The sequence below is a fragment of the Caldicoprobacter algeriensis genome (assembly GCF_023838525.1).
GTDB classification, from domain to species: domain Bacteria; phylum Bacillota; class Clostridia; order Caldicoprobacterales; family Caldicoprobacteraceae; genus Caldicoprobacter; species Caldicoprobacter algeriensis.
In genome coordinates this window covers 1-25,954 of record NZ_JAHUQD010000023.1, presented here as the reverse complement: position 1 = coordinate 25,954, position 25,954 = coordinate 1, and the positions used below count along the sequence as shown (strand labels likewise).

The following is a 25,954-nucleotide window of genomic DNA, read 5'->3' as shown; positions in this document are numbered from 1 at the left end:
ACATAACTTGATAAAATAGTATGCCTCACCAAGAATGAGAAAAAAGAGAAAATATATTTCGATTTCTTTAATGCATATAAGAATATTACGGTTTGCGTGTATGACGGTAAATTACCTGCCTCGCTTGTAATTATTGAAGAAATAGTGGAGGAGTAGAAAAGCAGACTTACAAATTTATACCCCAAAAAGTGTATATGCAAAGGTTGTAAGAACAATAAAGCTAGTTTATTCTTCTCCCATTTAGGCAAGAACACACAGTAATGATAGGGGATAGAGGTTAAGTGTTAAATATTTCCTAAAAGAAAATAATCCTAATAGACTATATTGCACAAAAGTTTAAGTTAACAAATAAAAATACAGGCTGTACCTTTAAGCAATCATATGGTACAGCCTTTTTCAATATACTTCCTTATTGGTGGCGATACAGCGTTTTGTTCATTTGCTCTGTATAAGCTCCACAAACCTTTTAGCAGCGGCAGTGAGCGGCACATTGCGCAGCTTTATTATACCAAAATGCCTTGGGGGGATCTTTTCCTTCAGGTTAATCTCAAACAGCGCACCCTTTTTTATATATTCCTCTGCAAAATTCCTTACCACGCAGGATATACCCAGACCCCTGCAGGCAAACTCCACTATCAAATCGCTGGTGGCAAGCTCAAACTCCGGCACCAGCTCCACCGAATGCCGCAAGAGGTACTCGTCGATATACCGCCTTGTGCTGGTATTCCTCTCCAGCATAATAATGGGGTATTCCGCAAGCTCCTTGATGGACACTTCCCGCCCGGCAAGATGACCAAAGCGCTCACTTGCCACAAAGCAGTCCTGTATCTCCATCGCCTTGAATACCTCTAGCGAATCGTCATCGGGCAGCGGAAGGCTCACCACGCCAAAATCGATGGTCCCTTTCTTTAAAAACTCTACCGTCTCCGGCGAAGGCCTGTTGGTCACCATTATCTTCACTTTGGGATACTGCTTGTGGAACTCTTCAAGGTAGGGAAGCAGGAAATACTTTAGCGTCATGTCGTTTGCACCGATGCGTATCCTGCCGATATCCAGATTTATGGCCTCCATGAACTTGCTTTCAGCCAGCATTATCATATTGTATCCCTGTTCGATGTACTTGAACAGCACCTCGCCTTCGGGCGTCAAGGCGATGCCTTTGGGGGCACGGGTAAAGAGCTGGCCTCCCAGCCTAGCCTCCAGCTTCTTGATGGCCTGGCTGACAGCAGGCTGAGATATAAAGAGCTCCTGGGAGGCCTTGGATATGCTACCCGCTTTCACCACATGGTAAAAAATCCTGTAAAGCTCCAGATTTACATCCATCACAAGACCACCTTAATTTTTAATACTTGGTCAAATAATGCTCAATCTCCCATGGAGTGATCTTCGTCCTATAGTCTTCCCATTCTTTGCGCTTTGCTTCAATGTATTTGGTGAAAATGTGCTCTCCGAGAGTTTCCCTCACCAGCTCGCTTTTCTCCATTTCATTGATGGCCTCTTCCAAACTGGCCGGCAGCGAATCAATGCCCTCCTTCATCCTTTCTTCACGGCTCATCCTGAATATGTTCTTATCGGTAGGTGGCGGTGGTTGAATCTTATTCTTTATCCCATCAAGCCCGGCAGCCAAAATAACAGCAAATGCCAGGTAGGGGTTGCAGGACGGATCGGGAGATCTGAGCTCCAGGCGTGTGGCTTCGCCCTTGGCCGCAGGTATTCTGATGAGCGGGCTTCTGTTTCTGGCAGACCATGCGATGTATACTGGAGCTTCGTAGTCGGGTACCAGGCGTTTATAGGAATTTACCAGCGGATTGGTTATGGCAGTAATTGCCTTTATATGCTTGATTATACCGCCTATAAACCAATAAGCCTCCTGGCTCAGCTTAAGCGGGTCATTCTCATCGTAAAACGCATTTTTGCCATCTTTATACAGGGACACATTTGTGTGCATACCCGAACCGTTTATTCCAAATATGGGTTTGGGCATAAATGTGGCATGCAGGCCATTCCTCTGAGCCATGGTCTTTACAACCATCTTAAAAGTCATCACATTATCCGCGGTCGTAAGGGCATCCTGATATTTAAAATCAATCTCGTGCTGTCCGGGCGCCACCTCGTGGTGTGAGGCCTCTATCTCAAAGCCCATTTCCTCAAGGGCAAGGCATATATTTCTTCTCGCATCCTCGCCCAGGTCCACAGGACCAAGGTCGAAATAGCCGGCGTTGTCGTGAGTTTTAATGGTAGGTTTCCCCTCGCTATCGGTCAAAAACAGGAAAAACTCACACTCGGGCCCAACATTGAAGCTATCATACCCCATTTCGGCTGCCTTTTTCAAAGCCCGCTTCAGCACATACCTGGGGTCTCCACTAAAAGGAGTGCCATCGGGATTGAGCACATCGCATATGAGCCTTGCCACCCTGCCGGGCTGTGGACGCCATGGAAATACCGCAAAGCTGTTTGGATCGGGTGCCAGGTACATATCCGATTCTTCAATCCTGACAAACCCTTCAATGGATGAACCATCAAACATGCACTTGTTGTCCAGCGCCTTCTCAAGCTGTTCAGATGTGATTGCCACATTCTTTAGAGTCCCCAAAATGTCGGTAAACTGGAGGCGTATGAATTTTACATCCAGTTCCTTGACCAGCCTTAAAATATCCTCTTTGCTGTATCTTGCCATATAAACACTCCCCTTTAAAGTTAAATTTTAGCAAAACAAAAAACGTACCCAACAGCAACTTATACTCGCCGTTGAGTACGCCTTTATAAACATACCAACGCTGCGCTCCATTGCGCAATTAAACTCATTTTCATAATAATACAAAACATCAAAGATGTCAACAAAAATTTTCATAGTTTCATGGCCTTTATACGCTCTATGGCCTCAGTAGTATTCTCCCTGCTCCCAAATGCCGTTAGCCTGAAGTAGCCTTCACCGCTGGGGCCAAACCCCACTCCAGGCGTTCCCACAACATGAGCCTCGTTTAGCAGCTTATCAAAAAAGGTCCAGGAATCCATTCCTTCAGGAATTTTGAGCCATATATACGGGGCGTTTATGCCGCCAAACACCTGAAATCCCATTTCCAAAAGCCCCTGACGAATTATGGCTGCATTGGTCATATAATAGTCTATGAGCTCTCTCACCTGTTTTTGCCCTTCTTCGGTATAAACGGCTGCCGCACCGCGCTGGACTATATATGACACGCCGTTGAACTTGGTGGTCTGCCTCCTGTTCCATAGCTTATTAAGCGGTACAGCCTCGCCTTCTTGCGTGTACCCCATAACCGTCTTGGGAACCACGGTATAGGCACACCTCGTACCGGTAAAACCGGCTGTTTTGGAAAAACTCCTGAATTCTATAGCCACCTCTTTGGCCCCTTCTATCTCATATATGCTGTGGGGTACATCCTCCTCCCTTATATATGCCTCATATGCAGCGTCATAGAGTATTACCGATTTATTCTCCCTCGCATAATCCACCCACTTTTTAAGTTCAGACTTTGGAAGCGTCATCCCCGTGGGATTATTGGGATAGCACAGGTATATAATATCAACGCGCTGCTTTGGCAGCTCAGGTATAAAGTTATTTTCGGCATTGCAAGGCAAATAAACTATCCTGTCGTATTTACCTGACTCATCCAGATTACCGGCCCGCCCCGCCATCACATTAGTATCTACATACACCGGATAGACTGGATCAGTGACGGCTACTATGTTGTCAATTCCAAATATTTCTTGAATATTGCCGGTATCGCACTTTGCACCATCGCTGATAAACACCTCATCCTCTTCCAGGTCCACACCACGGGAGCGGTAGTCATACTCAATAATCTTCTTTATCAGAAAGTCATACCCCTGTTCCGGACCATAACCCTTAAAAGTCTCAACTCGTCCCATCTCGTCCACCGCCTGGTGAAGGCTCTCAATCACAGCCTGAGGCAGTGGCCTGGTGACATCACCAATACCCAGGCTTATAACCCGGGCATGGGGATTTCGCTGTTTGAAGGCAGCCACCCTACGCCCTATTTCTGCAAAGAGATAGTTCCCACGCAGTTTAAGGTAGTTTTCATTGATCCTGACCGCCATCGCACACCTCTCCTATCTTGTATTGATCGCACCTGGTTAATTTTACTTTGATGCCGAGAAGACTGTCAAGGTCTATCCCAACGCTATTCTGAAAAACAATATTGATTGACACCCATCAGTTTATAGTAGCTGTTTAGAAGCCGTTGCTGAAAGCATCTCCAAATCTATTTCCCCGTCAAATACCTTTACTCCCGGCCCCGTCATATACACATGGCTATCCTCCTCGTTCCACTCTATTATTAAATCCCCACCCAGCAGCTTAACGGTGGCATTCCTCTGGCTTAACCCATTCAGCACAGACGCTACCAGCACCGCACAAGCACCCGTCCCACATGCCATGGTTTCTCCCGCACCGCGTTCCCACACCCTCATTTTAAGAGTTTGCCTATCGATGACCTGCACAAACTCAACGTTTATCCTGTTGGGAAACAGGGGGTGGTTTTCAATCTTTGGCCCCACCTTTTCTAGCTGAAGGCCATCAAGGTCATTGACGTAGATCACCGCGTGTGGATTGCCCATGGAAACGCAGGTTATCTTAAAGGTTTGTCCTTCCACATCTACCGGCTCATTAATAAAAGCCTTCTTATCGCTTTGCACCGGTATCCTTTGCGGTTCAAGTATAGGCTGTCCCATATCAACCTTTACCATCTGTACCTTTCCATCTTTTACCTTCATATCAAGCAGTTTAATGCCGGCCAGAGTTTCTATGCTTACAGCAGTTTTTTGCGTCAGTCCGTTGTCATAAACATACTTGCCAACACACCTTATGGCATTGCCGCACATTTCAGCTTCAGAACCGTCAGAATTAAACATTCTCATCCTAAAATCTGCCAGTTCTGAGGGCAGTATGAGCACCAGTCCATCAGCTCCTACTCCAAAGTGCCTGTCGCTTATAAGCCGGGCTATTTGTGGCAGGTCATCCATAAAAGCCTTACAATCCTGCCTTACACAGTCTATATAAACATAGTCGTTACCTAGGCCATGCATTTTGGTAAACTTGATCATTTCTACCCCCTCTTTTCATGCTAAATTTGTATTTAAAAATCCTTACATAATGCATTTGCTCCTATTTTAAAGCATAACAATTAAATACCGTATGCCTGCAATATTTATAACTCAATCTTGCACTCCCTGTGTAATTAGTATTTATTAAAACCGGAATAAATATTTTTAATGCCTATCCGTTCAAATTTATATTGCAAAACACACGTCTACTCATTGCAAAACAAATGCGACAACTGTATAATAAACAGGGAAATAAATCTCGCAAGGGGAAGAACAGCATGAACGGAATTAGAATATGCCTTGCTCTAAACCAAATAGAAGAGATGAAGAAAATCAAAGTATTCTTAACCCAGCAAGGTTTCACCGTTATAGATGAATCAACCGATGGAGCATCAGCCTTGCGGCGTATAAAAACCCTTCAGCCCGACCTCATTATTGCAGATGCCGACCTGCCTGGCATCAATGGAATACAGCTGGCAGAAATTGCAGAACAGGAGAACATCGCCCCTGTCATCGTAATAACCAATTCCAATACAGGGGACCTGTGGAACAATTCAAACAGTGGCATTATATTCCTCCAGCGCCCTCTCACAAAATCAGGGCTTATGCAGACCGTTCAGATTTCGCTATTGAGCTACCGCAAAATAATGAGCCTTAAAGAAGAAATAAAAAAGCTTAAGGCCCAGCTGGAAGAGCGAAAGCTGATTGAAAAAGCCAAAGGCATCATCATGGAAAAATACGGGCTCACCGAAAGCCAGGCTTACAGGCTGATGCAAAAGCGGAGCATGGATACCGGTACACCCCTGTGCGAGCTGGCAAAAGCCATTATATTATCCCATCAGCTGGAGGATTAAATAAAGTCAGCCTCTATTTTCCGGCCGCAGTAATATTCATGTCCGGAATACAAGGCGCCTTCATCTTATGGCTGCTGGCTGCCCTTCGCCTCCTCACCTCTTCAACAATCCCCGGATCTCCCGTCCCGGTTAGAATGAACTCATCCAATTGTCTGTAGGTAAACCCCAGTTCACCCTCATCGGTCTGCCCCGACCATAAGCCTGCGCTTGGGGGTTTATTTATAATATTCTCAGGGATGCCCAAGTATCTGGCCAGCTCCCAGACCTGCGTCTTTACAAGGCCTCCCAGCGGCAGAATATCCACGCCACCGTCGCCGTACTTGGTAAAATAGCCCACTTCCAGTTCGCTCCTGTTGCCAGTTCCCACAACAAGGTAATTATACAGGTTGGCAAAATAATACAGCACTATCATCCTCAGCCTGGGCTTTATATTGCTCAAGGCCAGCCTCTCTGAATCGAGCATAAATATGACCTTCCGTTCCAGCTCCCTCATCTCCTCTGCCTGCCGTGCATCCTCCAAGATGCTCGCCAGGCAATCATAGACACCATCGAGGTTGACCTCCCTGTAATTGATATTTAAGCTTTTGGCAACAAGCCTGGCATCATCGGTATCTTACGGCGAACTGTAGCAGGGCATATGAAGTCCTACCACATTCCAGCGGGCACGCCTTCACGCACAATGCAGCCACTACTGCCGAATCCACCCCTCTACTTATCCCCACCGCGCAGCCTCTGGCATGCGCCTCATCCACTTTGGACCGTATCCACCCAACAAGATATTGAGATATCTCTTTATACATGGTTTCACCTTCCCTCCCAAGCAATGTATAATTTCCGATCACATATTAATAAACTAACATTGCATCACCCTCGTGAAGTGAAAAACGATAAATTGAGCACTATTCGCATATCATCAACAGCTGTTGTTACTATCAGTATTCTTCACATCATCAGGACCGTGTATGCCATCCGCATTCATCATTTAACAAAGCCATATATCGGGACACACATTCACTTAACAAAAGGACATCAAATATCATGCAAGCATATAATATTAGTACAACCCTTCTGCTTTGTTCTCAATTTGAAGGAATTTATAAAAGCCCATGCCGTATCGAGGGAGGTTATACACGGTACCGAGTTTTCAACCGCCATCCGCCTTATCCTGAAGCCATCCCTCTGGGGGACCCTCCCACGAGTGGGTGTATTGATTATCAAATTCAGCATCCCCTTCTTTATGGCATCGCCGATGTTAAAAGCAGGCTGGTTCAGCTTGCTCAAAACCTCAGCTCTTATGCCCTTCGCCCTCAAAGCCTTTGCAGTGCCTTCAGTGGCAAATATTTTAAAGCCCATGTTTTCAAACTCCCTTGCAAGGTCTGCCGCCTCATCCTTGTAAATATCCGCAACCGTAATTAGCACATTACCATTTTCTGGAAAATTATACCCAGCAGCCACAAAGCCTTTGTAAAGGGCTTCCGGCAAGCTTCTGGCCACACCCAGCACTTCGCCGGTGGACTTCATTTCCGGCCCCAAGCTAACTTCCACCATGGGTAGCTTATCGAAGGAGAACACAGGTACCTTGACAGCCACAATATCCTTTTCAGGGTAAAGCCCTGTTCCATACCCCATGTCCTTGAGTTTCTCACCCAAAATCGCCCTGGTTGCCAGCTCGATGATAGGCACACCAGTGACCTTGCTGATGTATGGCACGGTACGGCTTGAACGCGGGTTTACCTCTATTACATACAGCCGTCCATCGTGTTCAATGAATTGTATGTTTATAAGCCCTTTTACATGTAGGGCAACGGCAAGCTTTTTGGTATACTCAACGATCTGCTGTATAATTCCCTTGGATAGGTTGACGGGTGGATAAACCGATATGCTGTCTCCCGAATGTATTCCGGCTCTCTCGATATGCTCCATTATGCCCGGAATCAGTATGTCCTGCCCATCGCATACGGCATCCACTTCAATCTCTCGGCCGATTATATACTTGTCAATGAGCACGGGGTGTTCCTGCTTTGTACGGTTGATTATCCCCATATACTCGATTATATCATCTCTGTTATAGGCAATCTCCATCCCTTGTCCGCCCAGAACATAGGAGGGTCTCACGAGTACTGGATACCCCAGACGTTCGGCCACTTCTACCGCTTCTTCGACAGTAAATGCCGTCCCACCTGCCGGCCTTAGGATACCCAGTTCCTCAAGCAGGGCGTCAAACTCCTTGCGGTCCTCTGCCTTGTTGATATATTCCGGCTGAGTACCCAGAATCCTGTAACCCGCCTCATAGATCGGCTTTGCAAGCTTGATGGCGCTCTGCCCACCGAACTGAACCATTACGCCATCGGGCCTTTCCTTATCGAGCACGTTTATGACGTATTCGGGCATGAGAGGCTCAAAATAAAGGCGGTCCGAAACATCGAAATCGGTGCTTACCGTCTCTGGATTGTTGTTTATTATCACTGCCTCATACCCCAGCTTCTCGAGAGCCCATATGGAGTGCACAGAACAGTAGTCAAACTCAATGCCCTGGCCAATCCTGATAGGCCCCGATCCTATTATCACCACTTTTCTCTTTTCACCTGGATTTACCTCATCCTCACAGCCATATGAGGAATAATAATACGGGCTTACCGCTTCAAACTCTGCCGCACAGGTATCCACCACCTTAAACACTGGCGTTATCCCGTATTGTTCCCTCTTTATCTTTACATCTTCTAGGCGTGCCTTTACAAACCTTGCAATGGCCTGATCAGAAAACCCCATGTGCTTGCAGCGCTCCAGGGTTTGTTTATCCAACTGCCCTAAAGTCAGATTTTTAAGCTCCTCTTCCATTTTGACTATGTTCAGCAGCTTATATAAAAAGAAGGGATCTATACCCGTCTTACGGTGAATATCCCCCACATCCATTCCCCTGCGCAAAGCTTCGGCAACCACGAATAAGCGTTCATGCGTCTTTTGCTCAACCATAGCAGCGACTTCTTCATCGCTCAATTTTGACAGGTGGGGCAATTCCAGAGAATCAAACCCCAGCTCCAGGGAATACACTGCTTTCATCAAGGCCATTTCAAAATTAGAACCTATTGCCATGACCTCTCCGGTGGCTTTCATTTTGGTTCCCAAAGTGGTATCGGCATTTACAAACTTATCAAAAGGCCACCTAGGTATCTTTACAACCACATAGTCCAAGGCGGGCTCAAAGCATGCAAAGGTTTTCCCTGTAACGCTGTTTTTTATTTCATCCAAGGTGTATCCCAAAGCAATTTTTGTTGCCACCTTTGCAATGGGATAGCCCGTGGCTTTTGAGGCCAGCGCGCTGGAACGGCTTACCCTTGGATTGACCTCTATCACATAATATTTCATGCTGTGAGGGTCCAAAGCAAACTGAACATTGCAGCCGCCCTCGATTTTAAGCGCATCTATTATCCGTATGGCCGCTGCCCTAAGCATCTGATATTCCTTATCTCGAAGGGTAAGCGAAGGCGCCACAACTATGCTGTCTCCAGTGTGGATCCCTACCGGGTCGATATTCTCCATATTACAAACCGTTATGCAGTTGCCCTTGCCATCGCGCATGACCTCATATTCTATTTCCTTCCAGCCCGCCACCGATTTTTCTATTAAAACCTGATTTACCCGGCTGAGCCTTATCCCGTCGGCGGCAATCCTTGCAAGCTCCTCTTCATCATTGGCAATACCTCCACCGGTACCTCCAAGGGTATAAGCCGGGCGAACGACAACCGGATATCCTATGCGGTGTGCAAAAGCCAGCGCCGTTTCGACATCGTTTGCCACCGCGCTTTCGATTACCGGCTCCCCTATTTCCTCCATGGTCTTTTTAAAAGCTTCCCTGTCTTCCGCTTTTTTAATCGATTCGGCAGGGGTCCCAAGCAATTTGACATTGTACTCATCTAAAAATCCGCTTTCTGCCAGCTCCATAGCCAGATTTAATCCCGTCTGCCCTCCGAGTGTAGGCAGGATGCTGTCTGGCCGTTCTTTTTTGATGACCTCCTTTATGACATCAACTTTCAAAGGCTCTATATAAACCCTGTCGGCCATGTATTTATCGGTCATTATTGTAGCGGGATTACTGTTGACCAGAATCACACGGACGCCTTCCTCTTTCAATGCCCGGCATGCCTGGGTTCCCGCGTAATCAAACTCGGCCGCCTGACCAATTATTATCGGCCCCGAGCCTATTACCAGTACTGTATTCACATCCCTTCTCTTGGGCATCTACATCTCCCTTTCAAGCCAACTGTCAGTTGTCTATCAGATCCAGGAACTCATCGAAGATAAATTCCGTATCACTGGGGCCAGGACAGGCTTCGGGATGGAACTGCACGCCAAACACGGGCCTGTCTTTATACTTTAGCCCCTCGACGGTTCCATCGTTCAGATTCCTGTAAGTAATCTCTATCTTTCGCACATCCACAGTCTCCTCCTTGACCGCGTATCCGTGATTCTGCGACGTAATGTAAGTGCGGCCACGGGTCAAATCCACGACTGGATGGTTGCATCCCCTGTGCCCGTACTTCAACTTATGGGTATCTGCTCCTGCTGCCAGCGCCAGGAGTTGATGTCCCAAACAGATTCCAAATACCGGTTTCCGCTCCACAAGGATTTTGATGGTCTCAATAGCTTCAACATTATCTTTGGGGTCTCCTGGCCCGTTGGTCAACAGAATAGCATCGGGGTCAGCGCTCAAGACCTCATACGCTTTGCTCTTTGCCGGGAATACAGTTATACGGCATCCCCTTCGCCTTAAGGATTCTATGATATTTTTTTTTACTCCGAAATCGACCACCGCTATATGATGTCCTTCACCCGGAATGGCATATACCTTATTTGTGGTTACATTGTCAACAGGATTGCGGAGAGTGTATTCCTTGAGCTGAATTATGTCCTCACGAGTAGGTGTATGTGGTGTGATAAGTCCGATCATAGTACCCTTTTCTCTTATCTTCCTGGTCAAAGCCCTTGTATCTATTCTCTCAATGGCGGTTATATTATATTTGCGCAAATACTCTTCCAGCGTTTCACGGCTCATCCAGTTGTTTGGCGTCGCGCATGCTTCCCGGACCACCAGCCCCTTTACCTTTGGGCTGTCAGATTCAATGTCGAGTTGGTTGATGCCATAGTTGCCTATCATAGGGAATGTCATCACCACAATCTGACCATAATATGAGGGATCGGTCAAAATCTCCTGGTACCCCGTCATCCCCGTATTGAACACCACTTCACCGACAACCCTCTGCTGCGAGCCAAATATGACTCCCTGGAATACCGTGCCATCCTCCAGTATCAAAAATCCCATAACGATCTCTCTGCCTCCACAAATCTATTATGAATAACTACTTCAATAAACTTGCAAAACAGGGCGCTCTGTTTTGCTTTTCTCAATAATTATATCCATAAAACATGCAAGAGTAAAATTGAGAATTGTAATATTCGGGATAACTATAGATTATAGGTTGAAAGCAACAGATTATAAATAGATGGTAACCAAACGCCAAAATACAAAAACCATGGAAAGAAGTATCATATCCATCTCACTATGGCTCTACCTCATTATGGCTTAATCGAGCTCACTTTGGTTCAATGAAACGCTATGGAGCTAATGAAATTCGTCAATATCTCACACAGTTTCTCCCATCATTTTTCGCCCTGTACATCATTGCATCAGCTCTTTTCATAATGGAATCCAGTGTATCGCCCTCCTGATACTCAACCACGCCAAAGCTGCCTGTCACGTTATCGGCCTCTCCTATTTTCAACTGCATCAATCTCTGGTGCAATTCTTCAGCCAGTTTCACCGCATCTTCCAACTTTGTGTTGGGAAGGAGGATATAAACTCCTCACCGCCCACCGCACCAAGGTATCGGTCCTGAGTATTCGTCCCTTTATCATGTCGACCGTAGCTTTCAATACCAGGTCCACGGTATGATGTCCAAAGGAGTCATTATAACCGAAAATCTCTCACCACATCGCCGAGCCCGTAAAATCTCATCCTCTAGCCTTCTATTGAAGTATCTAAAATTATACGCACCAGTAAGCGGATCGGTAATGGACATCTCATAAAGTTGCTTCTCTATCTCCTTCTTTTCGGTTATATCATCCATTATGATTTGAGCGCCTTTGACCACCCCCTCTCTGTTTAGCAACTCCCATAGACCCGAGTATCTCCAGGGCTTTTTTGTTTATATAAACAATATTTCCATCAATGTCACATTTTAATATACCTATGGGAGCCTCCTGGGCTAGTTCAATGTACTGCTTCTGGCTTTCCTCAAGTTCGTTCTCGACTTTCTTTTTTTCAGTAATATCAATGGCAAATATCATGCAGTATTTAGCTTTTCTGTACTCAAAGAGCTGCATATGCGACTCAACATAATAAAGTGAACCATCTTTTCTTCTGTGCAGAGTGTTAAATACTACTCGTTCCTGTTTTCCAGCCTTCAATCCTTCGATCATTTCTTTCAACGATTCAACATCAAACTGAGGGTTTATATCAAAAATAGTCATCCTTTCAAGTTCAAGATGGCTGTATCCCAAGTTATTTCTAGCTGCTTCATTGACTACCACAAGCTTGAATGAGTCTGGGTCAAATATGTATAGCTCATTCACGGAAGTCTCAAAAAGCCGTTCAAACATAACTGCATACACGCTCGCCTCGTGCAACCTCATAGCCATATCTATCGTGGAAAGCAGTGCAATCCTGTTGGTATCCTTGAGCACAAATCCATACGCTTTAACCCTTTTGATTTTCTCAATGATCTCCTTTGACGTGTTGGCGGTGAGAAATACAATTGGTACATCCTGCTATTTCAATATGATATCCGCTGCCTCAATGCCATCCATTTCCCCGACCAGCTCTATGTCCATCAAGATCAAATCGGGAATCATGCTCTTCTCTATCCGCTGTACCACTTCTTCTCCCGTAGACACGACCTCTACTTCAAAGCCACTTTTAACCAAAAAATCGGCCACCATGGCAGCCGTCAGGCGGCTGTCCTCAACCAGCAGAATCCTCTTTTTTCAAACTTTTCGCTCATATTCCAATTTCATCCCTTTGTAAAGTCAACAGATATTCCTCTTATAATCTAATCTCGCCTCCTTAAAAAGTCAAGTATACAAAATCAATATGGATTATATACCCAAAACCTTATTATATATAGGTAAACTTCAGACAGCAATGTTAAACGCCGTATCGATGAGTTTAAAAACTCTGAAAATTTAAAGGCCGGCCCTAAAAGCCGACCCACACAGCCAAAATAAAAAGATAAGGAGCCGGAAAACGCCCTCTTAGCCCCTTATCTTTCATGCATCCCAGCGGTTCAGATATAGCAAAACCTCTATCATATTCGCACCCTTATTTGGTCAGTCCCTTCCTCAGCCTTGATGCAAGTCCCTAATGAATCCTGAGAAGCCCTTATTCCCTTTATAACCTCCACCGGCGTGATGTTGCGCAGCAATACATTCCACGGCTTGGCAGCGTTATCCACGGTAACGGTGATGATACCGCCTTCTCTTTCGGCCCGCACGCGCATTTCAGCCTGGCCGTGGATGTTGGGAACCTCTCCCTCCACGGCATTGCCGTCATCCAGCTGGAAGATATGGAAGGTTACATTCTGGCTGTAATCATAATCGGCCCTTGTATCAACTGCACCCACAGCAACTATGGAATTGGGCCTTACCCATAGGGGTAAGCTCATATAATCGTATTTCTCCCTTATCCATCGTCCGCCATCCACTACCCGTCCGTCTAGGAAGTGAGTCCATCGCCCCTCGGGAAGGTAATATTTGGCTATGCCCTTATCGTTGAATATGGGAGCCACCAGCAGAGCCCCGCCAAGCATGTACTGCAGGTCAAGATAGCTGCACGTGGGGTCGTCTGGAAACTCGAGCAGCATGCTCCTCAGTACGGGAATTCCCTTTTGAGAAGCCTCGCAGGCCGCAGCATACAGGTAGGGCATGAGCCTGCATTTCAGCTTTGTAAAGTGCCTGACCACATCCACCGCCTCTTCGTCAAACAGCCATGGGACCCGGTAGGAGCTGCTGCCGTGCAGGCGGCTGTGGGAAGATAGAAGGCCGAAAGCCGCCCACCTCTTATACAGGTCCGGCGTGGCGGTATGCTCAAAACCGCTTATGTCATGGCTCCAGAAGCCAAAGCCTGACATCCCAAGTGATAGGCCTCCCCTCAAAGTCTCGGCCATTGACTCATAGCTCGCCGTGCAGTCGCCTCCCCAGTGAACCGGGAACTGCTGGCTCCCTGCCGTAGCCGATCTCGCAAACAGGCACGCTCCGCCTTTGCCGTACTTCTCTTCCAGCACCTCAAACACCGTCTTATTGTATAAATAAGTATAATAGTTGTGCATCTTTACCGGATCCGACCCATCGTAATACACCACGTCGGTGGGTATCCTCTCGCCAAAATCGGTCTTGAAAGCGTCCACGCCCATATCAAGCAGGCGCCTCAACTCGGCCTTAAACCACTCGCGCGCTTCAGGATTGGTAAAGTCGACCAGAGCCATGCCGGCCTGCCACATATCCCACTGCCACACATCGCCATTGGGGCGCTTGAGCAGATAGCCGTTCTTCATGCCTTCCTCAAACAGCCTGGAGCGCTGGGCGATATATGGGTTGATCCACACGCATATCTTGAGCCCTTTTTCTTTTAACCTCCGCAGCATACCCTCAGGATCGGGGAATACCCTCTCATCCCATTCAAAGTTGCACCAGTGAAACTCTTTCATCCAGAAACAGTCGAAGTGAAACACATGGAGAGGTATATCCCTTTCAGCCATGCCGTCAATAAAGCTGCTGACGGTCTTTTCGTCATAGCTGGTGGTAAAGGAGGTAGTGAGCCACAGCCCGAACGACCAGGCCGGCGGAAGGGCCGGCTTGCCGGTAAGGTCAGTGTACTTCTCAAGTACCTTCTTGGGTTCTGGACCGTAGATTATGAAGTATTCAAGGTATTCGCCCGGCACGCTGAACTGCACGCGGCTTACCTTCTCGGAGGCTATTTCAAACGACACCTTCTCGGGATGGTTGACAAATACCCCGTAACCCTGGTTGGTCATATAAAAGGGAACGTTCTTGTAGGCTATCTCGCTACTGGTACCCCCGTCTTCATTCCACATATCCACCATCTGTCCGTTCTTTATGAAAGGAGTAAACCGCTCACCCAGCCCATATACGCATTCCCCAACTTTAAGCAGCAGCTGCTCGTGCATGTACGTCTCACCGCTGTCCATGACTATATAGCCCATATTCCTAAAGCTGCTCTCGGTGACCAGCTCATCGTCTCGCCCTAGAAACTCAACTCGCCAGTCGCCCTGCTTTCTCACCCGTACCTTAAGCTGTCCCGAAATGAGTGAGGCGTATTGGTCACTATCCACGATCTCGACATTTACATCGCGCTTTTCGTTGATATTGAAAAACGGCGGTTTTTCAATCTTTCCCTTGTGATGGCATATCTTTACTCTTATGACGTCCTCCATGGGCGAGCTGAACTCCACCGTAAAGAGCAGGCAATTCAGGGTATCGCCCCTGTGCCTTATATGCCTGCAGGGAGCATACACTATGAGGGATTTACCCTTTATTTCCACGTCATGTACCTCTGCGGGAAAAAAAGCCTTAAGCCCTTCGCGCATCTGCCAATAACCGTTTGTAAACTTCATCCAATCACCCTTTCCTCTCAAGAAGCTTTGTGTATTTATACCCTAAATAATCCAAGCAGGCTTACTTCTGCCCATAATAGGCATTAGGCCCATGCTTGCGCAGAAAATGCTTATCAAGTAGCACCTGATCAATAGCCTTGACGTTGGGCGATAGAGCAGACGTGTGAAAAGCCAGCTTAGCCACCTCTTCCATCACCACCGCGTTGTGAACCGCTTCATGAGGGTCTTTGCCCCAGCTGAAAGGCCCGTGGCTTTTAACCAGTACGCCCGGCACATGCATGGGATTTATACCCCTTGCCCTAAACGTTTCGACTATGACATTTCCGGTTTCGGCCTCATAGTCCCCCTGTATCTCTTCAGCCGTCATATCACGGGTACAGGGTATCTCGCCGTAAAAATAATCGGCATGGGTGGTGCCCAGCGCAGGAATGCCTTTTCCCGCCTGTGCCCAGCTGGTAGCCCACGACGAGTGGGTGTGTACCACACCTCCAATTTCGGGGAAGGCCCGATACAGCACCAGATGAGTTGGAGTATCAGATGAAGGCCTGAGCTTTCCCTCCACTTGATTCCCATCAAGGTCCACCACAACCAGATCTTCCAGCTCTAACTCTTCATAAGGGACACCGCTTGGCTTTATGACCACCAAGCCCTCTTCCCTGGATATGCCGCTGACATTGCCCCAGGTATATATGACCAGGCCTCGCCGGGGAAGCTCCAAATTGGCCTCGAGCACAGCCTCTTTAAGCCATTTAAGCATATTAAAACATCACCCCTTCTTTATCCTCTAGTTCTAATCGATACAATTGAAAGCCCGTTGCTTCGTCAATACATTTCCCTCTTCCTTCAATCACTAATGATTTACTGCTTCAACCAAAAACTCAATCAGCCTTAATTATTCCCATGAATGAAAGACGGGCATCATTTCCCTAAATTCAACATTTCCTCCACACATCTCCCTCAGCATACCGCAAAACTCGTCCCAGTCCACAGGAACGACAACCTGCATGGTGACTTTGTCGCTGTATTCCACCTGAACAACGTGTACGCCCTTCTGACGCAAGAAATACTCCACCTGTCCTATGTGAGCATAGTCTAAATATATAATGCCTCTGGGGCTTAATACCATACGCCTTGTCCCGGCCCTATCCAAGACCTCAGCAGCAGTTCTAGAATAAGCTCTGACCAGACCATTGGCACCAAGCTTTATACCGCCAAAATAGCGCGTTACCACCACCAATACATTTTTGAGTTCCCTGTTTTGTATCACCTGCAGTATAGGCATCCCGGCAGTGCCGCCGGGCTCGCCATCATCGTTAAACCGTTGAACCAAAGCTTCCTGTCCTACTATATAGGCATAACAATGATGAGTGGCATCAGGAAACTCGGCCTTTACATCTTGAAGCCTTTCAAGGGCCTCATCCTCTGAACTCACATAGAACGCATCCCCTATGAATCTGGATTTCTGTATCACGATTTCATGCCGAGCTCTTTGCTTGATGGTGCAGTATTCCCTATTCATCATGTACGAGCGCAAGAGACCCTCTCTTCTTCAAGAGGGAGTCTCTTGCGCCTTTCCTCCCTTTCTGACACCAGAGTTTTTTACCCCTCTGCAAGTTTTAACCTGCTGTATACCTTATCCGCCGAAAGGCTTCTTACAACAAAGTAACCGCCCCTTACACCGGAAAATATCTCTTTCTCTTGCACATCGCATTTTGCATAACGTCAGATACCTCTCATCTTTGAATCCCCAGTATTACGTCTACCGCCACCGGCTACACCCATTTTAAATCACGCCCATATTCCTAAGATTATCTATGCTCAGCTTAACGCTCTCCAACGGCGGCCTTTGGCAAACATCCTGCTCAACTATTCCCCATTGAACCCCTATTTCCCTGGAAATCCTTATGATGCCGGCGATGTCGATGCAGCCCTCTCCCACCTCAGCAAAGGGCGGTTCCTGGCCCTTGATCATATCTTTGAGGTGTACCATGGTAACGCGGCCCGATAACCCCTTCAAGTAATCAACAGGATCGACGCCTGCATATTGAACCCAGAACGTGTCCACCTCAAGCTTGACCACATCGGCATCGGTGTTATCAATTAGGATATCCAGCCCATACTTGCCATCAAACTTCTGAAATTCAAAGGCGTGGTTGTGATAGTGCAGGTTGAGGCCCGCCTCTTTAATTCTCTTGCCCATGTCCTGCAACTGTCTTGCAACGGCTATCCACGCTTCCTTGCTGTTCCGCCTGTTTTCAGCAAGATATGGTACTGTTATATCCTTAAGCCCAATCCCCAGCGCATAGGAAATCTCGCCGTCCAAATCTTTCTCCAGCCTCTCTATTGCCACATGGCTGTTTACTGGAACCAAATTAAATTCCCTCAACGCATCCCTTAGCTCATCTGCTGGGAGTCCCCCATACCCCGCAAACTCCACACCCTTATAACCGAGTTCAGCCACCTTTTTTAAAGTACCTATAAAGTCCTTTTCGGCCTCACTTCGCAGAGTATACAACTGTAAAGCGATGGGCATTTTAACAGACATAATAAACACCCTTTCTTTATTTGATATGTACCTATGTCACATTATACCACAGTTCAAACTCTTTTGAATACGAATTTGGTCTTGAAATTAGATTTTCAATCCATTAAACTTAGAGCATGTATACTCAAGTAAACAAACGTAAACAAGTGCTGGTTTTAAAGCTTTTAATTTTGACCAAAAGGGGACAACGTTGTAGTTATATGCCGGGCTACTCATAGCATATAAGCTTTGCTGGAGGATGTTTCATGTTTGAAAGCGATGCCTAATATAAGGTGTCACCCGAATTAAACTGAAAAATTTTTAAAATTAAAAACAGGAGGGACCATATCATGAAGAGGGAAGAAATGATTCAAAGGGCAAAGGAGCATTTCAGGAAGCTCATTGAAGAGCAACTCGAAAGGATAGAGAGGATGAAGAGCCAACAGGACTTTATCGATTACAATAAGCTGCCCACAATAGTGATCGGTATAGTCGGCGGTGATGGCATCGGTCCATACATCACCTCTCAAGCTCAAAGGGTGCTGGAGTTTTTGCTTCAGGATGAGGTGAGAGCCGGCAAAGTAACGTTCAAAGTCATAGATGGGTTGACCATCGAAAACCGCGCAAAGCACAACAAAGCCATCCCCGATGATGTATTGGAGCAGCTCAAACAGTGCCACGTAATACTCAAAGGCCCCACCACCACGCCAAGAGCGGGAGACCCATGGCCAAACATAGAAAGCGCAAATGTGGCCATGAGAAAAGAGCTTGACCTTTTCGCCAACGTAAGGCCTGTCAAGATACCCCAGGAGGGCATAAACTGGACCTTCTTCCGTGAAAACACCGAAGGTGCCTATGCCGTTGGCAACAAAGGCATTCACGTTAATAAAGACCTGGCCATAGACTTCACCATAACCACCTACGAAGGGTCATACAGGATCCTCAAAGCCGCTTTTGATTATGCCCGTAAGACCGGCTTAAACAGGGTAACGGTAGTGACAAAAGCCAACGTCGTCAAAACCACAGATGGAAAATTTCTAGAAGTAGCCCGAGAAGTGGCCAAAGAATATCCCGAAGTTGAATGGGATGACTGGTACATCGATATCATGACTGCAAAGCTTTTGGACCCCAAACGCAGAACGCAGTTCAAGGTGATAGTTTTGCCCAATCTTTATGGGGATATACTGACCGACGAAGCCGCCGAACTGCAGGGAGGCGTAGGAACCGCCGGAAGCGCCAACATCGGGAAACGCTATGCCATGTTCGAGGCCATACACGGCTCTGCTCCACGCATGGTGGAAGAGGGCCGTACCCAGTACGCCGACCCCAGCAGCATAATCCGCGCTGCAGGCATGCTTCTTGAACATATAGGCTATGGGGATAAAGCTAAAAAGCTGGACATGGCACTGGATATTTGCGGAACATACGAGAAAAAGCTGGTCATAACCGGCAGGGATACGGGAGCCACAGGCGCCCAATTTGCCGATTACGTAATGGAAACGCTGTCTGATGAAAACCTGGGGAATCGCTGGGCAGAATATACAAATGCTTCTAAAGATTAACATTTAACAGTCTCATGAATCCGTTAAAAAGCCAGGGCAAACAAGATTATAACAGCTTGGCCCTGGCATAAATTTTATGTCAATCACTCCAAAATAATCTTTATATCCCTCAAATTTTTATCCAACAGTTCGAGGTATTTTTTATAAAACATATCGCTGTGCTGCTTTTCCCATTCAGCCAAGTAGGCAAGCAGCTTTTTGACCTCAGGCTCGTCCACCGCCTTAGCTGCCTTGTCATAGAAGTGCCAGAAGTCGGTTTCTATCAAATAAGCCATGCGCATCACCGATACATCCGACACCCCTGCATCCACCTCTTGGAGCATATCGGAATTATCTGCCAATATATGAGGGTCCCTGGCTTTAAAATTCTCATCCACCACCCATGAGATATCTAAAGGAGCCTCTTTAAAGCCCGCCTTATCATATTTCTTCTTTAAAACGTCAAAGTGCTGCTTTTCAATTTCAATCAGTTCCTCAAAGATGCGCTTTGTCTCCTCCGAGACATCCTTATCAGCATAAAACTCATAAAAATCCTTGGCATTTTTCTCCATTCTCATGGCATATTTTAATATCTTCCTGATCTTTTCCATAAAAATCCTCCTATTCGTATTATTAATTTTATGTTCTACTACTCTAATACAAAATACCACACTGCGATAACAGTTGGGCTCTGCTATCATACGGCATTATACCATATCAGTCTTAAATGAAATCATTTAAATACCCCTTTATCTTTTGTATATCGACGGGGCCTATCTATAAGCGGAGGGCCTTCCCTTAAGAATTCAATCTTATCGCAGTATGTAGGCTTTTCCTCGCGATAGATCATGCCAATGGGTATACGGTCTCCCCATTCCATGGCCTTTTCCATGGCCTTCAGCTTATCGGTAGGGTCATAGCTCTCATCCAGCTTGTAAACCCTTTTGCTGTACCACTGAAAGGTGTTTACCTTATTAAAGCTGACGCAGGGCTGGAGTATGTCCACCAGAGAATACCCCTTGTGCTTTATGGCCTCCACCATGATCGATGTCAAATGTTCTTTATCGCCGCTGAAGGCCCGTGCCACAAAGCCTGCACCCAGCGCTATAGCCAAAAGCACTGGGTTGAGAGGCGGGTTTATGTTGCCCGCAATCTGTACTTCAGTAACGTGCCCCAAATCGGTGGTAGGAGAAGCCTGCCCTTTGGTAAGCCCATATATCTGATTGTCGTGCACAAAATGGGTTATATCGACGTTTCTCCGTATGTTATGTATGAAGTGGTTTCCGCCTTCACCGTATGAATCGCCGTCCCCGGTGTGCACGATAACGGTAAGGTCCTTATTCACCATTTTGGCTCCCACTCCTCTGGAGCACCTTTTCGAACACGCTGGACAGGGTCTCAACCCCCTGACCTGCCGCACCACCTATCAGGATGTTATAATCCATCTTTTTACTCCCTTGTTTCTTTTATTGAATTACAGTGAAATGGCTTTTTTACACGCCACCTATATCGACAAATCGTTTATTTAAAACCCCTTTCATATACAAAATACAAAAAAATGGAATGAAAGCGCCAAGCCGCACACCGTTTAAAATTATAAATCGTTCTAAAAGATTTATACCCCCATATCTCATTTTAAAAACAAAGATTCTGCCTTCTTATCGTTTATGTTAAATATGGTATTGAGATAACAATGTACAGCATCAATATTTCCTTGTAGCATCGATAATCTTGCAATACGCTTACGCTCGTAGAAGAAGACACTTGGTAAAGGCATGGAAGTTTTAGATATTTCTTTTGGAAGATAGTTAAACTTTTAATAACCTTTTCATTTTAATATTTTCGAACGCACATTCGCTGCGGTAAATATCTTTACACCTATTCGGGTGAATCTATAATAGACCTATTGTCTTTTGATGAAATTTTTGGTATTATTGAGATGTAATAAAGCCTCAGAAATAGATCTGGAGCCAAAGTTAAAAGTCACGTTGCACAAAATGTAATATAGTATTCCAGTATAATATACAATAACTGATGGATAAAAGCCTTGCTTTTTCTGAAGCAGGGCTTTTATTTTCTAGAAACACTTACAAAAAATGGGAGGGAGTACAAATGAAAAAATAATAGTGACAATTATTTGTTTTGTATTACTAGTTTCAATGCCAGTTTATGCTGATTGGGACGGCAATTCAGTTGAAATAGGAGTTGAATATGTTAATTATTATGAAAATACTGAAAGTCCTGCTGCACCATATGGTGATTTACAAACTTCTGATGATGCTGTAAATGGATTAATTGATATAGTTAATGACCCAAATACAAGTTGGCTTTGGCGTTTTTCATACGGGAATAGTTCGGCTTGGGAGAAGGATTGGAAAGCATCAAGATTAGGTGGTCTTGCTGAAACATATTGTGACAACGTTGACTTGGTAGCTTTTTGTGGCCATGGTTTCGGCAATAATTTTGTTTTCAGCACTCAAAAAGATAATTGGTATATCGACATTACTGATTTGGATGCTGGATATAAAGATGCTGATAGGAGGTGAATGATATGCAAAGAGGTTACAAAATAGTCGCTATCCTTATTTTTATTGTTATTGCTGGGGCTGGAATTTTTACAATATTAAGTAATGCCAAGAATCAAGAGAATTTACCATTAATCGTTCAGCGTCCAATGCCTAAATCCGGTTCTGGAGGAAATTTTCTAAATTTAACCTTAGACATTCCCGAGCCTCAGTTTCCGGAGAAAATGATGGTTTATAAGGTTATTAAGCCTGCATTGACAAAGGAGATGATTCGAGAACAAGCTGCAAAGCTTGGGGTAGTTGGTAGTGTTGAAGATACAGAAGTTGATTTTCGTGTGATGTCAACAAATGGTTCAATATTCTCTGTTGATAAAGAAACTGGATCTATTAATTTTACAACCAAAGAATTCGAAACAGCCGTTTCACCGCTAAAAACGGTGCTTTCTGATGAAGAGTACAAAAAGTTAGCCTTGGAATTTCTTACTTCTTCTGGCTTAATGAAAGAGGAAGCAGAATTTAGAGATGTCAATAAAGAGAATACAGTGACCATTGTAGAAAATGGCGTTGAGAAAAAACTCCCATTTATGATTGAGGTGAGGTTTGGACGGAAAACAGATGACATTCCATGGGGCGGAGTGGGTCCGAAAATATCGGTGTACTTTGGAGAAAATGGGAAAATAATCGGTGCTGCATCGGTTTGGCGGGATGTAGAACCATTTCGTGAATATCCTATTAAGGAGTTTTCCAAAGCCTTGGAGGATATAAAGCAAGGAAAAGCCACAATATATGAGGCGTTGCCTAATGATTCTGGTAAAGTAAAAGAAATAAGGCTTATGTACAGGTTGGATCCAATTGGATATCAGCAAGAATATGTTATACCTTATTTTATGATTATAGGAACCAACAGCAAAGGAACACCTTTTGCGGCTTTTACCAGAGCCATTTCGGAGGAATATATACTTGAAAAACCTGTCCCACAAGTAACGGTACCAGAAACAACGAAACAATGATAATGCCAGAAAAAAGGAGCCAAAAACTCCCTTACACAAAAATATTTACACTCCCAAAGTTTAAGTTGGCAAACAAAAATACAGGCTGTACCTTTAAGCAATCATAATGGTACAGCCTTTTATTAATATACTTCCCTATTGGTGGCGATACAGCATTTTGTTCATTTGTTCTGTATAAGCTCCACAAATCTCTTAGCAGCGGCGGTAAGCGGCACATTGCGCAGCTTTATTATACCAAAATGCCTTGGGGGGATCTTTTCTTTCAGGTTAATCTCAAACAGCGCACCTTTTTTTATATATTCCTCTGCAAAATTCCTTACCACGCAGGATATACCCAGACCCCTGCAGGCAAACTCCACTATCAAATCGCTGGTGGCAAGCTCAAACTCCGGCACCAGCTCCACCGAATGCCGCAAGAGGTACTCGTCGATATACCGCCTTGTGCTGGTATTCCTCTCCAGCATAATAATGGGGTATTCCGCAAGCTCCTTGATGGACACTTCCCGCCCGGCAAGATGACCAAAGCGCTCACTTGCCACAAAGCAGTCCTGTATCTCCATCGCCTTGAATACCTCTAGCGAATCGTCATCGGGCAGCGGAAGGCTCACCACGCCAAAATCGATGGTCCCTTTCTTTAAAAACTCTACCGTCTCCGGCGAAGGCCTGTTGGTCACCATTATCTTCACTTTGGGATACTGCTTGTGGAACTCTTCAAGGTAGGGAAGCAGGAAATACTTTAGCGTCATGTCGTTTGCACCGATGCGTATCCTGCCGATATCCAGATTTATGGCCTCCATGAACTTGCTTTCAGCCAGCATTATCATATTGTATCCCTGTTCGATGTACTTGAACAGCACCTCGCCTTCGGGCGTCAGAGCAATGCCCTTGGGGGCACGGGTAAAGAGCTGGCCTCCCAGCCTAGCCTCCAGCTTCTTGATGGCCTGGCTGACAGCAGGCTGAGATATAAAGAGCTCCTGGGAGGCCTTGGATATGCTACCCGCTTTCACCACATGGTAAAAAATCCTGTAAAGCTCCAGATTTACATCCATCACAAGACCACCTTAATTTTTAATACTTGGTCAAATAATGCTCAATCTCCCATGGAGTGATCTTCGTCCTATAGTCTTCCCATTCTTTGCGCTTTGCTTCAATGTATTTGGTGAAAATGTGCTCTCCGAGAGTTTCCCTCACCAGCTCGCTTTTCTCCATTTCATTGATGGCCTCTTCCAAACTGGCCGGCAGCGAATCAATGCCCTCCTTCATCCTTTCTTCACGGCTCATCCTGAATATGTTCTTATCGGTAGGTGGCGGTGGTTGAATCTTATTCTTTATCCCATCAAGCCCGGCAGCCAAAATAACAGCAAATGCCAGGTAGGGGTTGCAGGACGGATCGGGAGATCTGAGCTCCAGGCGTGTGGCTTCGCCCTTGGCCGCAGGTATTCTGATGAGCGGGCTTCTGTTTCTGGCAGACCATGCGATGTATACTGGAGCTTCGTAGTCGGGTACCAGGCGTTTATAGGAATTTACCAGCGGATTGGTTATGGCAGTAATTGCCTTTATATGCTTGATTATACCGCCTATAAACCAATAAGCCTCCTGGCTCAGCTTAAGCGGGTCATTCTCATCGTAAAACGCATTTTTGCCATCTTTATACAGCGATACATTGGTGTGCATACCCGAACCGTTTATTCCAAATATGGGTTTGGGCATAAATGTGGCATGAAGGCCATTCCTCTGAGCCATGGTCTTTACAACCATCTTAAAAGTCATCACATTATCCGCGGTCGTAAGGGCATCCTGATATTTAAAATCAATCTCGTGCTGTCCGGGCGCCACCTCGTGGTGTGAGGCCTCTATCTCAAAGCCCATTTCCTCAAGGGCAAGGCATATATTTCTTCTCGCATCCTCGCCCAGGTCCACAGGACCAAGGTCGAAATAGCCGGCGTTGTCGTGAGTTTTAATGGTAGGTTTCCCCTCGCTATCGGTCAAAAACAGGAAAAACTCACACTCGGGCCCAACATTGAAGCTATCATACCCCATTTCGGCTGCCTTTTTCAAAGCCCGCTTCAGCACATACCTGGGGTCTCCACTAAAAGGAGTGCCATCGGGATTGAGCACATCGCATATGAGCCTTGCCACCCTGCCGGGCTGTGGACGCCATGGAAATACCGCAAAGCTGTTTGGATCGGGTGCCAGGTACATATCCGATTCTTCAATCCTGACAAACCCTTCAATGGATGAACCATCAAACATGCACTTGTTGTCCAGCGCCTTCTCAAGCTGTTCAGATGTTATTGCCACATTCTTCAAGGTCCCAAAAATGTCGGTGAATTGCAGACGTATGAACTTTACATCCAGTTCCTTGACCAGCCTTAAAATATCCTCTTTGCTGTATCTTGCCATATAAACACTCCCCTTTAAAGTTAAATTTTAGCAAAACAAAAAACGTACCCAACAGCAACTTATACTCGCCGTTGAGTACGCCTTTATAAACATACCAACGCTGCGCTCCATTGCGCAATTAAACTCATTTTCATAATAATACAAAACATCAAAGATGTCAACAAAAATTTTCATAGTTTCATAGCCTTTATACGCTTCTAAATTGCAATATTAAATGCAACACTTTTTTAAAGGAAAGTATGATATAGATATCCAAATTTTTACTGTTTAAAATGTAAAACCTTATGTTGTCAAGGAAAGGGTGGAGATTTTCGAGCGTAAGC

General features: G+C 45.7%; 23 protein-coding genes and 1 pseudogene. 4 read left to right on the top strand and 20 right to left on the bottom strand.

The features are described 5' to 3' along the window. Positions 1–435 precede the first annotated feature (435 nt). The 4 genes from KVG29_RS11065 to dapF form a co-directional block, all read right to left on the bottom strand. Positions 436–1,323, bottom strand: a complete 888-nt coding sequence (locus KVG29_RS11065) for a LysR family transcriptional regulator (RefSeq protein WP_252228504.1) — start codon at positions 1,321–1,323, stop codon at positions 436–438. Between the two features lie 19 nt (positions 1,324–1,342). Continuing rightward, positions 1,343–2,677, bottom strand: a complete 1,335-nt coding sequence (glnA, locus tag KVG29_RS11060) for a type I glutamate--ammonia ligase (RefSeq protein ID WP_252228503.1) — start codon at positions 2,675–2,677, stop codon at positions 1,343–1,345. Between the two features lie 170 nt (positions 2,678–2,847). Further along, positions 2,848–4,083: an LL-diaminopimelate aminotransferase gene (locus tag KVG29_RS11055; RefSeq protein WP_252228502.1), complete on the bottom strand. Its 1,236-nt coding sequence runs from the start codon at positions 4,081–4,083 to the stop codon at positions 2,848–2,850. Between the two features lie 120 nt (positions 4,084–4,203). Further along, complete coding sequence (gene dapF, locus KVG29_RS11050; protein ID WP_252228514.1) at positions 4,204–5,085, bottom strand: diaminopimelate epimerase; 882 nt, start codon at positions 5,083–5,085, stop codon at positions 4,204–4,206. A gap of 281 nt (positions 5,086–5,366) precedes the next feature. On the opposite strand from dapF, the gene KVG29_RS11045 reads away from it, so the two are divergent. Continuing rightward, positions 5,367–5,942 carry an ANTAR domain-containing response regulator gene (locus KVG29_RS11045; protein ID WP_252228501.1) on the top strand — a complete coding sequence of 192 codons (576 nt, stop codon included), beginning with the start codon at positions 5,367–5,369 and terminating at the stop codon, positions 5,940–5,942. A gap of 13 nt (positions 5,943–5,955) precedes the next feature. On the opposite strand, the gene nadE is transcribed toward KVG29_RS11045, so the two are convergent. The 12 genes from nadE to KVG29_RS10985 form a co-directional block, all read right to left on the bottom strand. After that, complete coding sequence (gene nadE, locus KVG29_RS11040) at positions 5,956–6,516, bottom strand: NAD(+) synthase (RefSeq protein WP_252228513.1); 561 nt, start codon at positions 6,514–6,516, stop codon at positions 5,956–5,958. Between the two features lie 28 nt (positions 6,517–6,544). Next, positions 6,545–6,742: a hypothetical protein gene (locus KVG29_RS11035; RefSeq protein ID WP_252228500.1), complete on the bottom strand. Its 198-nt coding sequence runs from the start codon at positions 6,740–6,742 to the stop codon at positions 6,545–6,547. Between the two features lie 229 nt (positions 6,743–6,971). Next, positions 6,972–10,181 (bottom strand): carbamoyl-phosphate synthase large subunit, encoded by a 3,210-nt coding sequence (carB, locus tag KVG29_RS11030; RefSeq protein WP_252228499.1) that lies wholly within the window; start codon positions 10,179–10,181, stop codon positions 6,972–6,974. A 25-nt stretch (positions 10,182–10,206) separates the two neighbouring features. After that, positions 10,207–11,262 carry a carbamoyl phosphate synthase small subunit gene (locus tag KVG29_RS11025; RefSeq protein WP_252228498.1) on the bottom strand — a complete coding sequence of 352 codons (1,056 nt, stop codon included), beginning with the start codon at positions 11,260–11,262 and terminating at the stop codon, positions 10,207–10,209. Positions 11,263–11,575: 313 nt separating this feature from the next. Then, positions 11,576–11,794 carry a diguanylate cyclase gene (locus KVG29_RS11020; protein WP_476727268.1) on the bottom strand — a complete coding sequence of 73 codons (219 nt, stop codon included), beginning with the start codon at positions 11,792–11,794 and terminating at the stop codon, positions 11,576–11,578. Between the two features lie 75 nt (positions 11,795–11,869). Then, a complete protein-coding gene (locus KVG29_RS11015; protein ID WP_252228496.1) occupies positions 11,870–12,067 on the bottom strand; it encodes a GGDEF domain-containing protein in 198 nt (65 codons plus the stop codon). Continuing rightward, positions 12,060–12,683 (bottom strand): PAS domain-containing protein, encoded by a 624-nt coding sequence (locus KVG29_RS11010; RefSeq protein WP_252228495.1) that lies wholly within the window; start codon positions 12,681–12,683, stop codon positions 12,060–12,062. Before KVG29_RS11010 ends, KVG29_RS11015 begins: the two co-directional genes overlap by 8 nt. An 84-nt stretch (positions 12,684–12,767) precedes the next feature. Further along, positions 12,768–12,968 (bottom strand): response regulator, encoded by a 201-nt coding sequence (locus tag KVG29_RS11005; protein ID WP_476727267.1) that lies wholly within the window; start codon positions 12,966–12,968, stop codon positions 12,768–12,770. A 335-nt stretch (positions 12,969–13,303) separates the two neighbouring features. Next, positions 13,304–15,628, bottom strand: coding sequence for an alpha-xylosidase (gene yicI, locus KVG29_RS11000; RefSeq protein WP_252228493.1), 2,325 nt, complete (start codon positions 15,626–15,628; stop codon positions 13,304–13,306). Between the two features lie 61 nt (positions 15,629–15,689). Then, positions 15,690–16,385 carry an L-ribulose-5-phosphate 4-epimerase gene (araD, locus tag KVG29_RS10995; RefSeq protein ID WP_252228492.1) on the bottom strand — a complete coding sequence of 232 codons (696 nt, stop codon included), beginning with the start codon at positions 16,383–16,385 and terminating at the stop codon, positions 15,690–15,692. A gap of 135 nt (positions 16,386–16,520) precedes the next feature. Further along, a complete protein-coding gene (locus KVG29_RS10990) occupies positions 16,521–17,150 on the bottom strand; it encodes a YigZ family protein (RefSeq protein ID WP_252228491.1) in 630 nt (209 codons plus the stop codon). A 261-nt stretch (positions 17,151–17,411) separates the two neighbouring features. Further along, the gene (locus KVG29_RS10985) at positions 17,412–18,173 is read right to left on the bottom strand and encodes a sugar phosphate isomerase/epimerase family protein (protein ID WP_252228490.1); all 762 of its coding nucleotides are present in this window, start codon (positions 18,171–18,173) and stop codon (positions 17,412–17,414) included. A 329-nt stretch (positions 18,174–18,502) separates the two neighbouring features. Here KVG29_RS10985 and KVG29_RS10980 point away from each other — a divergent pair, with 329 nt between their 5' ends. Then, entirely contained in the window at positions 18,503–19,714 is a 1,212-nt protein-coding gene (locus tag KVG29_RS10980) for an isocitrate/isopropylmalate family dehydrogenase (protein ID WP_252228489.1), read from the top strand. Positions 19,715–19,797: 83 nt separating this feature from the next. On the opposite strand, the gene KVG29_RS10975 is transcribed toward KVG29_RS10980, so the two are convergent. Further along, entirely contained in the window at positions 19,798–20,304 is a 507-nt protein-coding gene (locus tag KVG29_RS10975) for a ferritin family protein (RefSeq protein ID WP_252228488.1), read from the bottom strand. 112 nt (positions 20,305–20,416) lie between these two features. Next, a pseudogene (locus KVG29_RS10970) lies at positions 20,417–21,053 on the bottom strand (thiamine pyrophosphate-dependent enzyme); the annotation flags it as partial. A 736-nt stretch (positions 21,054–21,789) separates the two neighbouring features. Here KVG29_RS10970 and KVG29_RS10965 point away from each other — a divergent pair. Both KVG29_RS10965 and KVG29_RS10960 read left to right on the top strand, forming a co-directional pair. After that, complete coding sequence (locus tag KVG29_RS10965) at positions 21,790–22,239, top strand: DUF6345 domain-containing protein (RefSeq protein WP_252228487.1); 450 nt, start codon at positions 21,790–21,792, stop codon at positions 22,237–22,239. 5 nt (positions 22,240–22,244) lie between these two features. Next, the gene (locus KVG29_RS10960) at positions 22,245–23,228 is read left to right on the top strand and encodes a hypothetical protein (protein WP_252228486.1); all 984 of its coding nucleotides are present in this window, start codon (positions 22,245–22,247) and stop codon (positions 23,226–23,228) included. Positions 23,229–23,389: 161 nt separating this feature from the next. Here KVG29_RS10960 and KVG29_RS10955 read toward each other — a convergent pair whose 3' ends face one another. Then, the gene (locus KVG29_RS10955) at positions 23,390–24,277 is read right to left on the bottom strand and encodes a LysR family transcriptional regulator (protein WP_252228485.1); all 888 of its coding nucleotides are present in this window, start codon (positions 24,275–24,277) and stop codon (positions 23,390–23,392) included. 19 nt (positions 24,278–24,296) lie between these two features. Beyond that, positions 24,297–25,631, bottom strand: coding sequence for a type I glutamate--ammonia ligase (gene glnA, locus KVG29_RS10950; RefSeq protein ID WP_252228484.1), 1,335 nt, complete (start codon positions 25,629–25,631; stop codon positions 24,297–24,299). Positions 25,632–25,954: the final 323 nt, after the last annotated feature.

Bases quoted from the DNA above. Each gene is read 5' to 3' on its own strand.
- KVG29_RS11065 (WP_252228504.1), bottom strand. From the start codon at position 1,323: ATGGATGTAAATCTGGAGCTTTACAGGATTTTTTACCATGTGGTGAAA.
- glnA (WP_252228503.1), bottom strand. From the start codon at position 2,677: ATGGCAAGATACAGCAAAGAGGATATTTTAAGGCTGGTCAAGGAACTG.
- KVG29_RS11055 (WP_252228502.1), bottom strand. From the start codon at position 4,083: ATGGCGGTCAGGATCAATGAAAACTACCTTAAACTGCGTGGGAACTAT.
- KVG29_RS11045 (WP_252228501.1), top strand. From the start codon at position 5,367: ATGAACGGAATTAGAATATGCCTTGCTCTAAACCAAATAGAAGAGATG.
- KVG29_RS11035 (WP_252228500.1), bottom strand. From the start codon at position 6,742: ATGTATAAAGAGATATCTCAATATCTTGTTGGGTGGATACGGTCCAAA.
- carB (WP_252228499.1), bottom strand. From the start codon at position 10,181: ATGCCCAAGAGAAGGGATGTGAATACAGTACTGGTAATAGGCTCGGGG.
- KVG29_RS11025 (WP_252228498.1), bottom strand. From the start codon at position 11,262: ATGGGATTTTTGATACTGGAGGATGGCACGGTATTCCAGGGAGTCATA.
- KVG29_RS11015 (WP_252228496.1), bottom strand. From the start codon at position 12,067: ATGGATGATATAACCGAAAAGAAGGAGATAGAGAAGCAACTTTATGAG.
- yicI (WP_252228493.1), bottom strand. From the start codon at position 15,628: ATGAAGTTTACAAACGGTTATTGGCAGATGCGCGAAGGGCTTAAGGCT.
- araD (WP_252228492.1), bottom strand. From the start codon at position 16,385: ATGCTTAAATGGCTTAAAGAGGCTGTGCTCGAGGCCAATTTGGAGCTT.
- KVG29_RS10990 (WP_252228491.1), bottom strand. From the start codon at position 17,150: ATGATGAATAGGGAATACTGCACCATCAAGCAAAGAGCTCGGCATGAA.
- KVG29_RS10985 (WP_252228490.1), bottom strand. From the start codon at position 18,173: ATGTCTGTTAAAATGCCCATCGCTTTACAGTTGTATACTCTGCGAAGT.
- KVG29_RS10980 (WP_252228489.1), top strand. From the start codon at position 18,503: ATGAAGAGGGAAGAAATGATTCAAAGGGCAAAGGAGCATTTCAGGAAG.
- KVG29_RS10975 (WP_252228488.1), bottom strand. From the start codon at position 20,304: ATGGAAAAGATCAGGAAGATATTAAAATATGCCATGAGAATGGAGAAA.
- KVG29_RS10965 (WP_252228487.1), top strand. From the start codon at position 21,790: ATGGGAGGGAGTACAAATGAAAAAATAATAGTGACAATTATTTGTTTT.
- KVG29_RS10960 (WP_252228486.1), top strand. From the start codon at position 22,245: ATGCAAAGAGGTTACAAAATAGTCGCTATCCTTATTTTTATTGTTATT.
- KVG29_RS10955 (WP_252228485.1), bottom strand. From the start codon at position 24,277: ATGGATGTAAATCTGGAGCTTTACAGGATTTTTTACCATGTGGTGAAA.
- glnA (WP_252228484.1), bottom strand. From the start codon at position 25,631: ATGGCAAGATACAGCAAAGAGGATATTTTAAGGCTGGTCAAGGAACTG.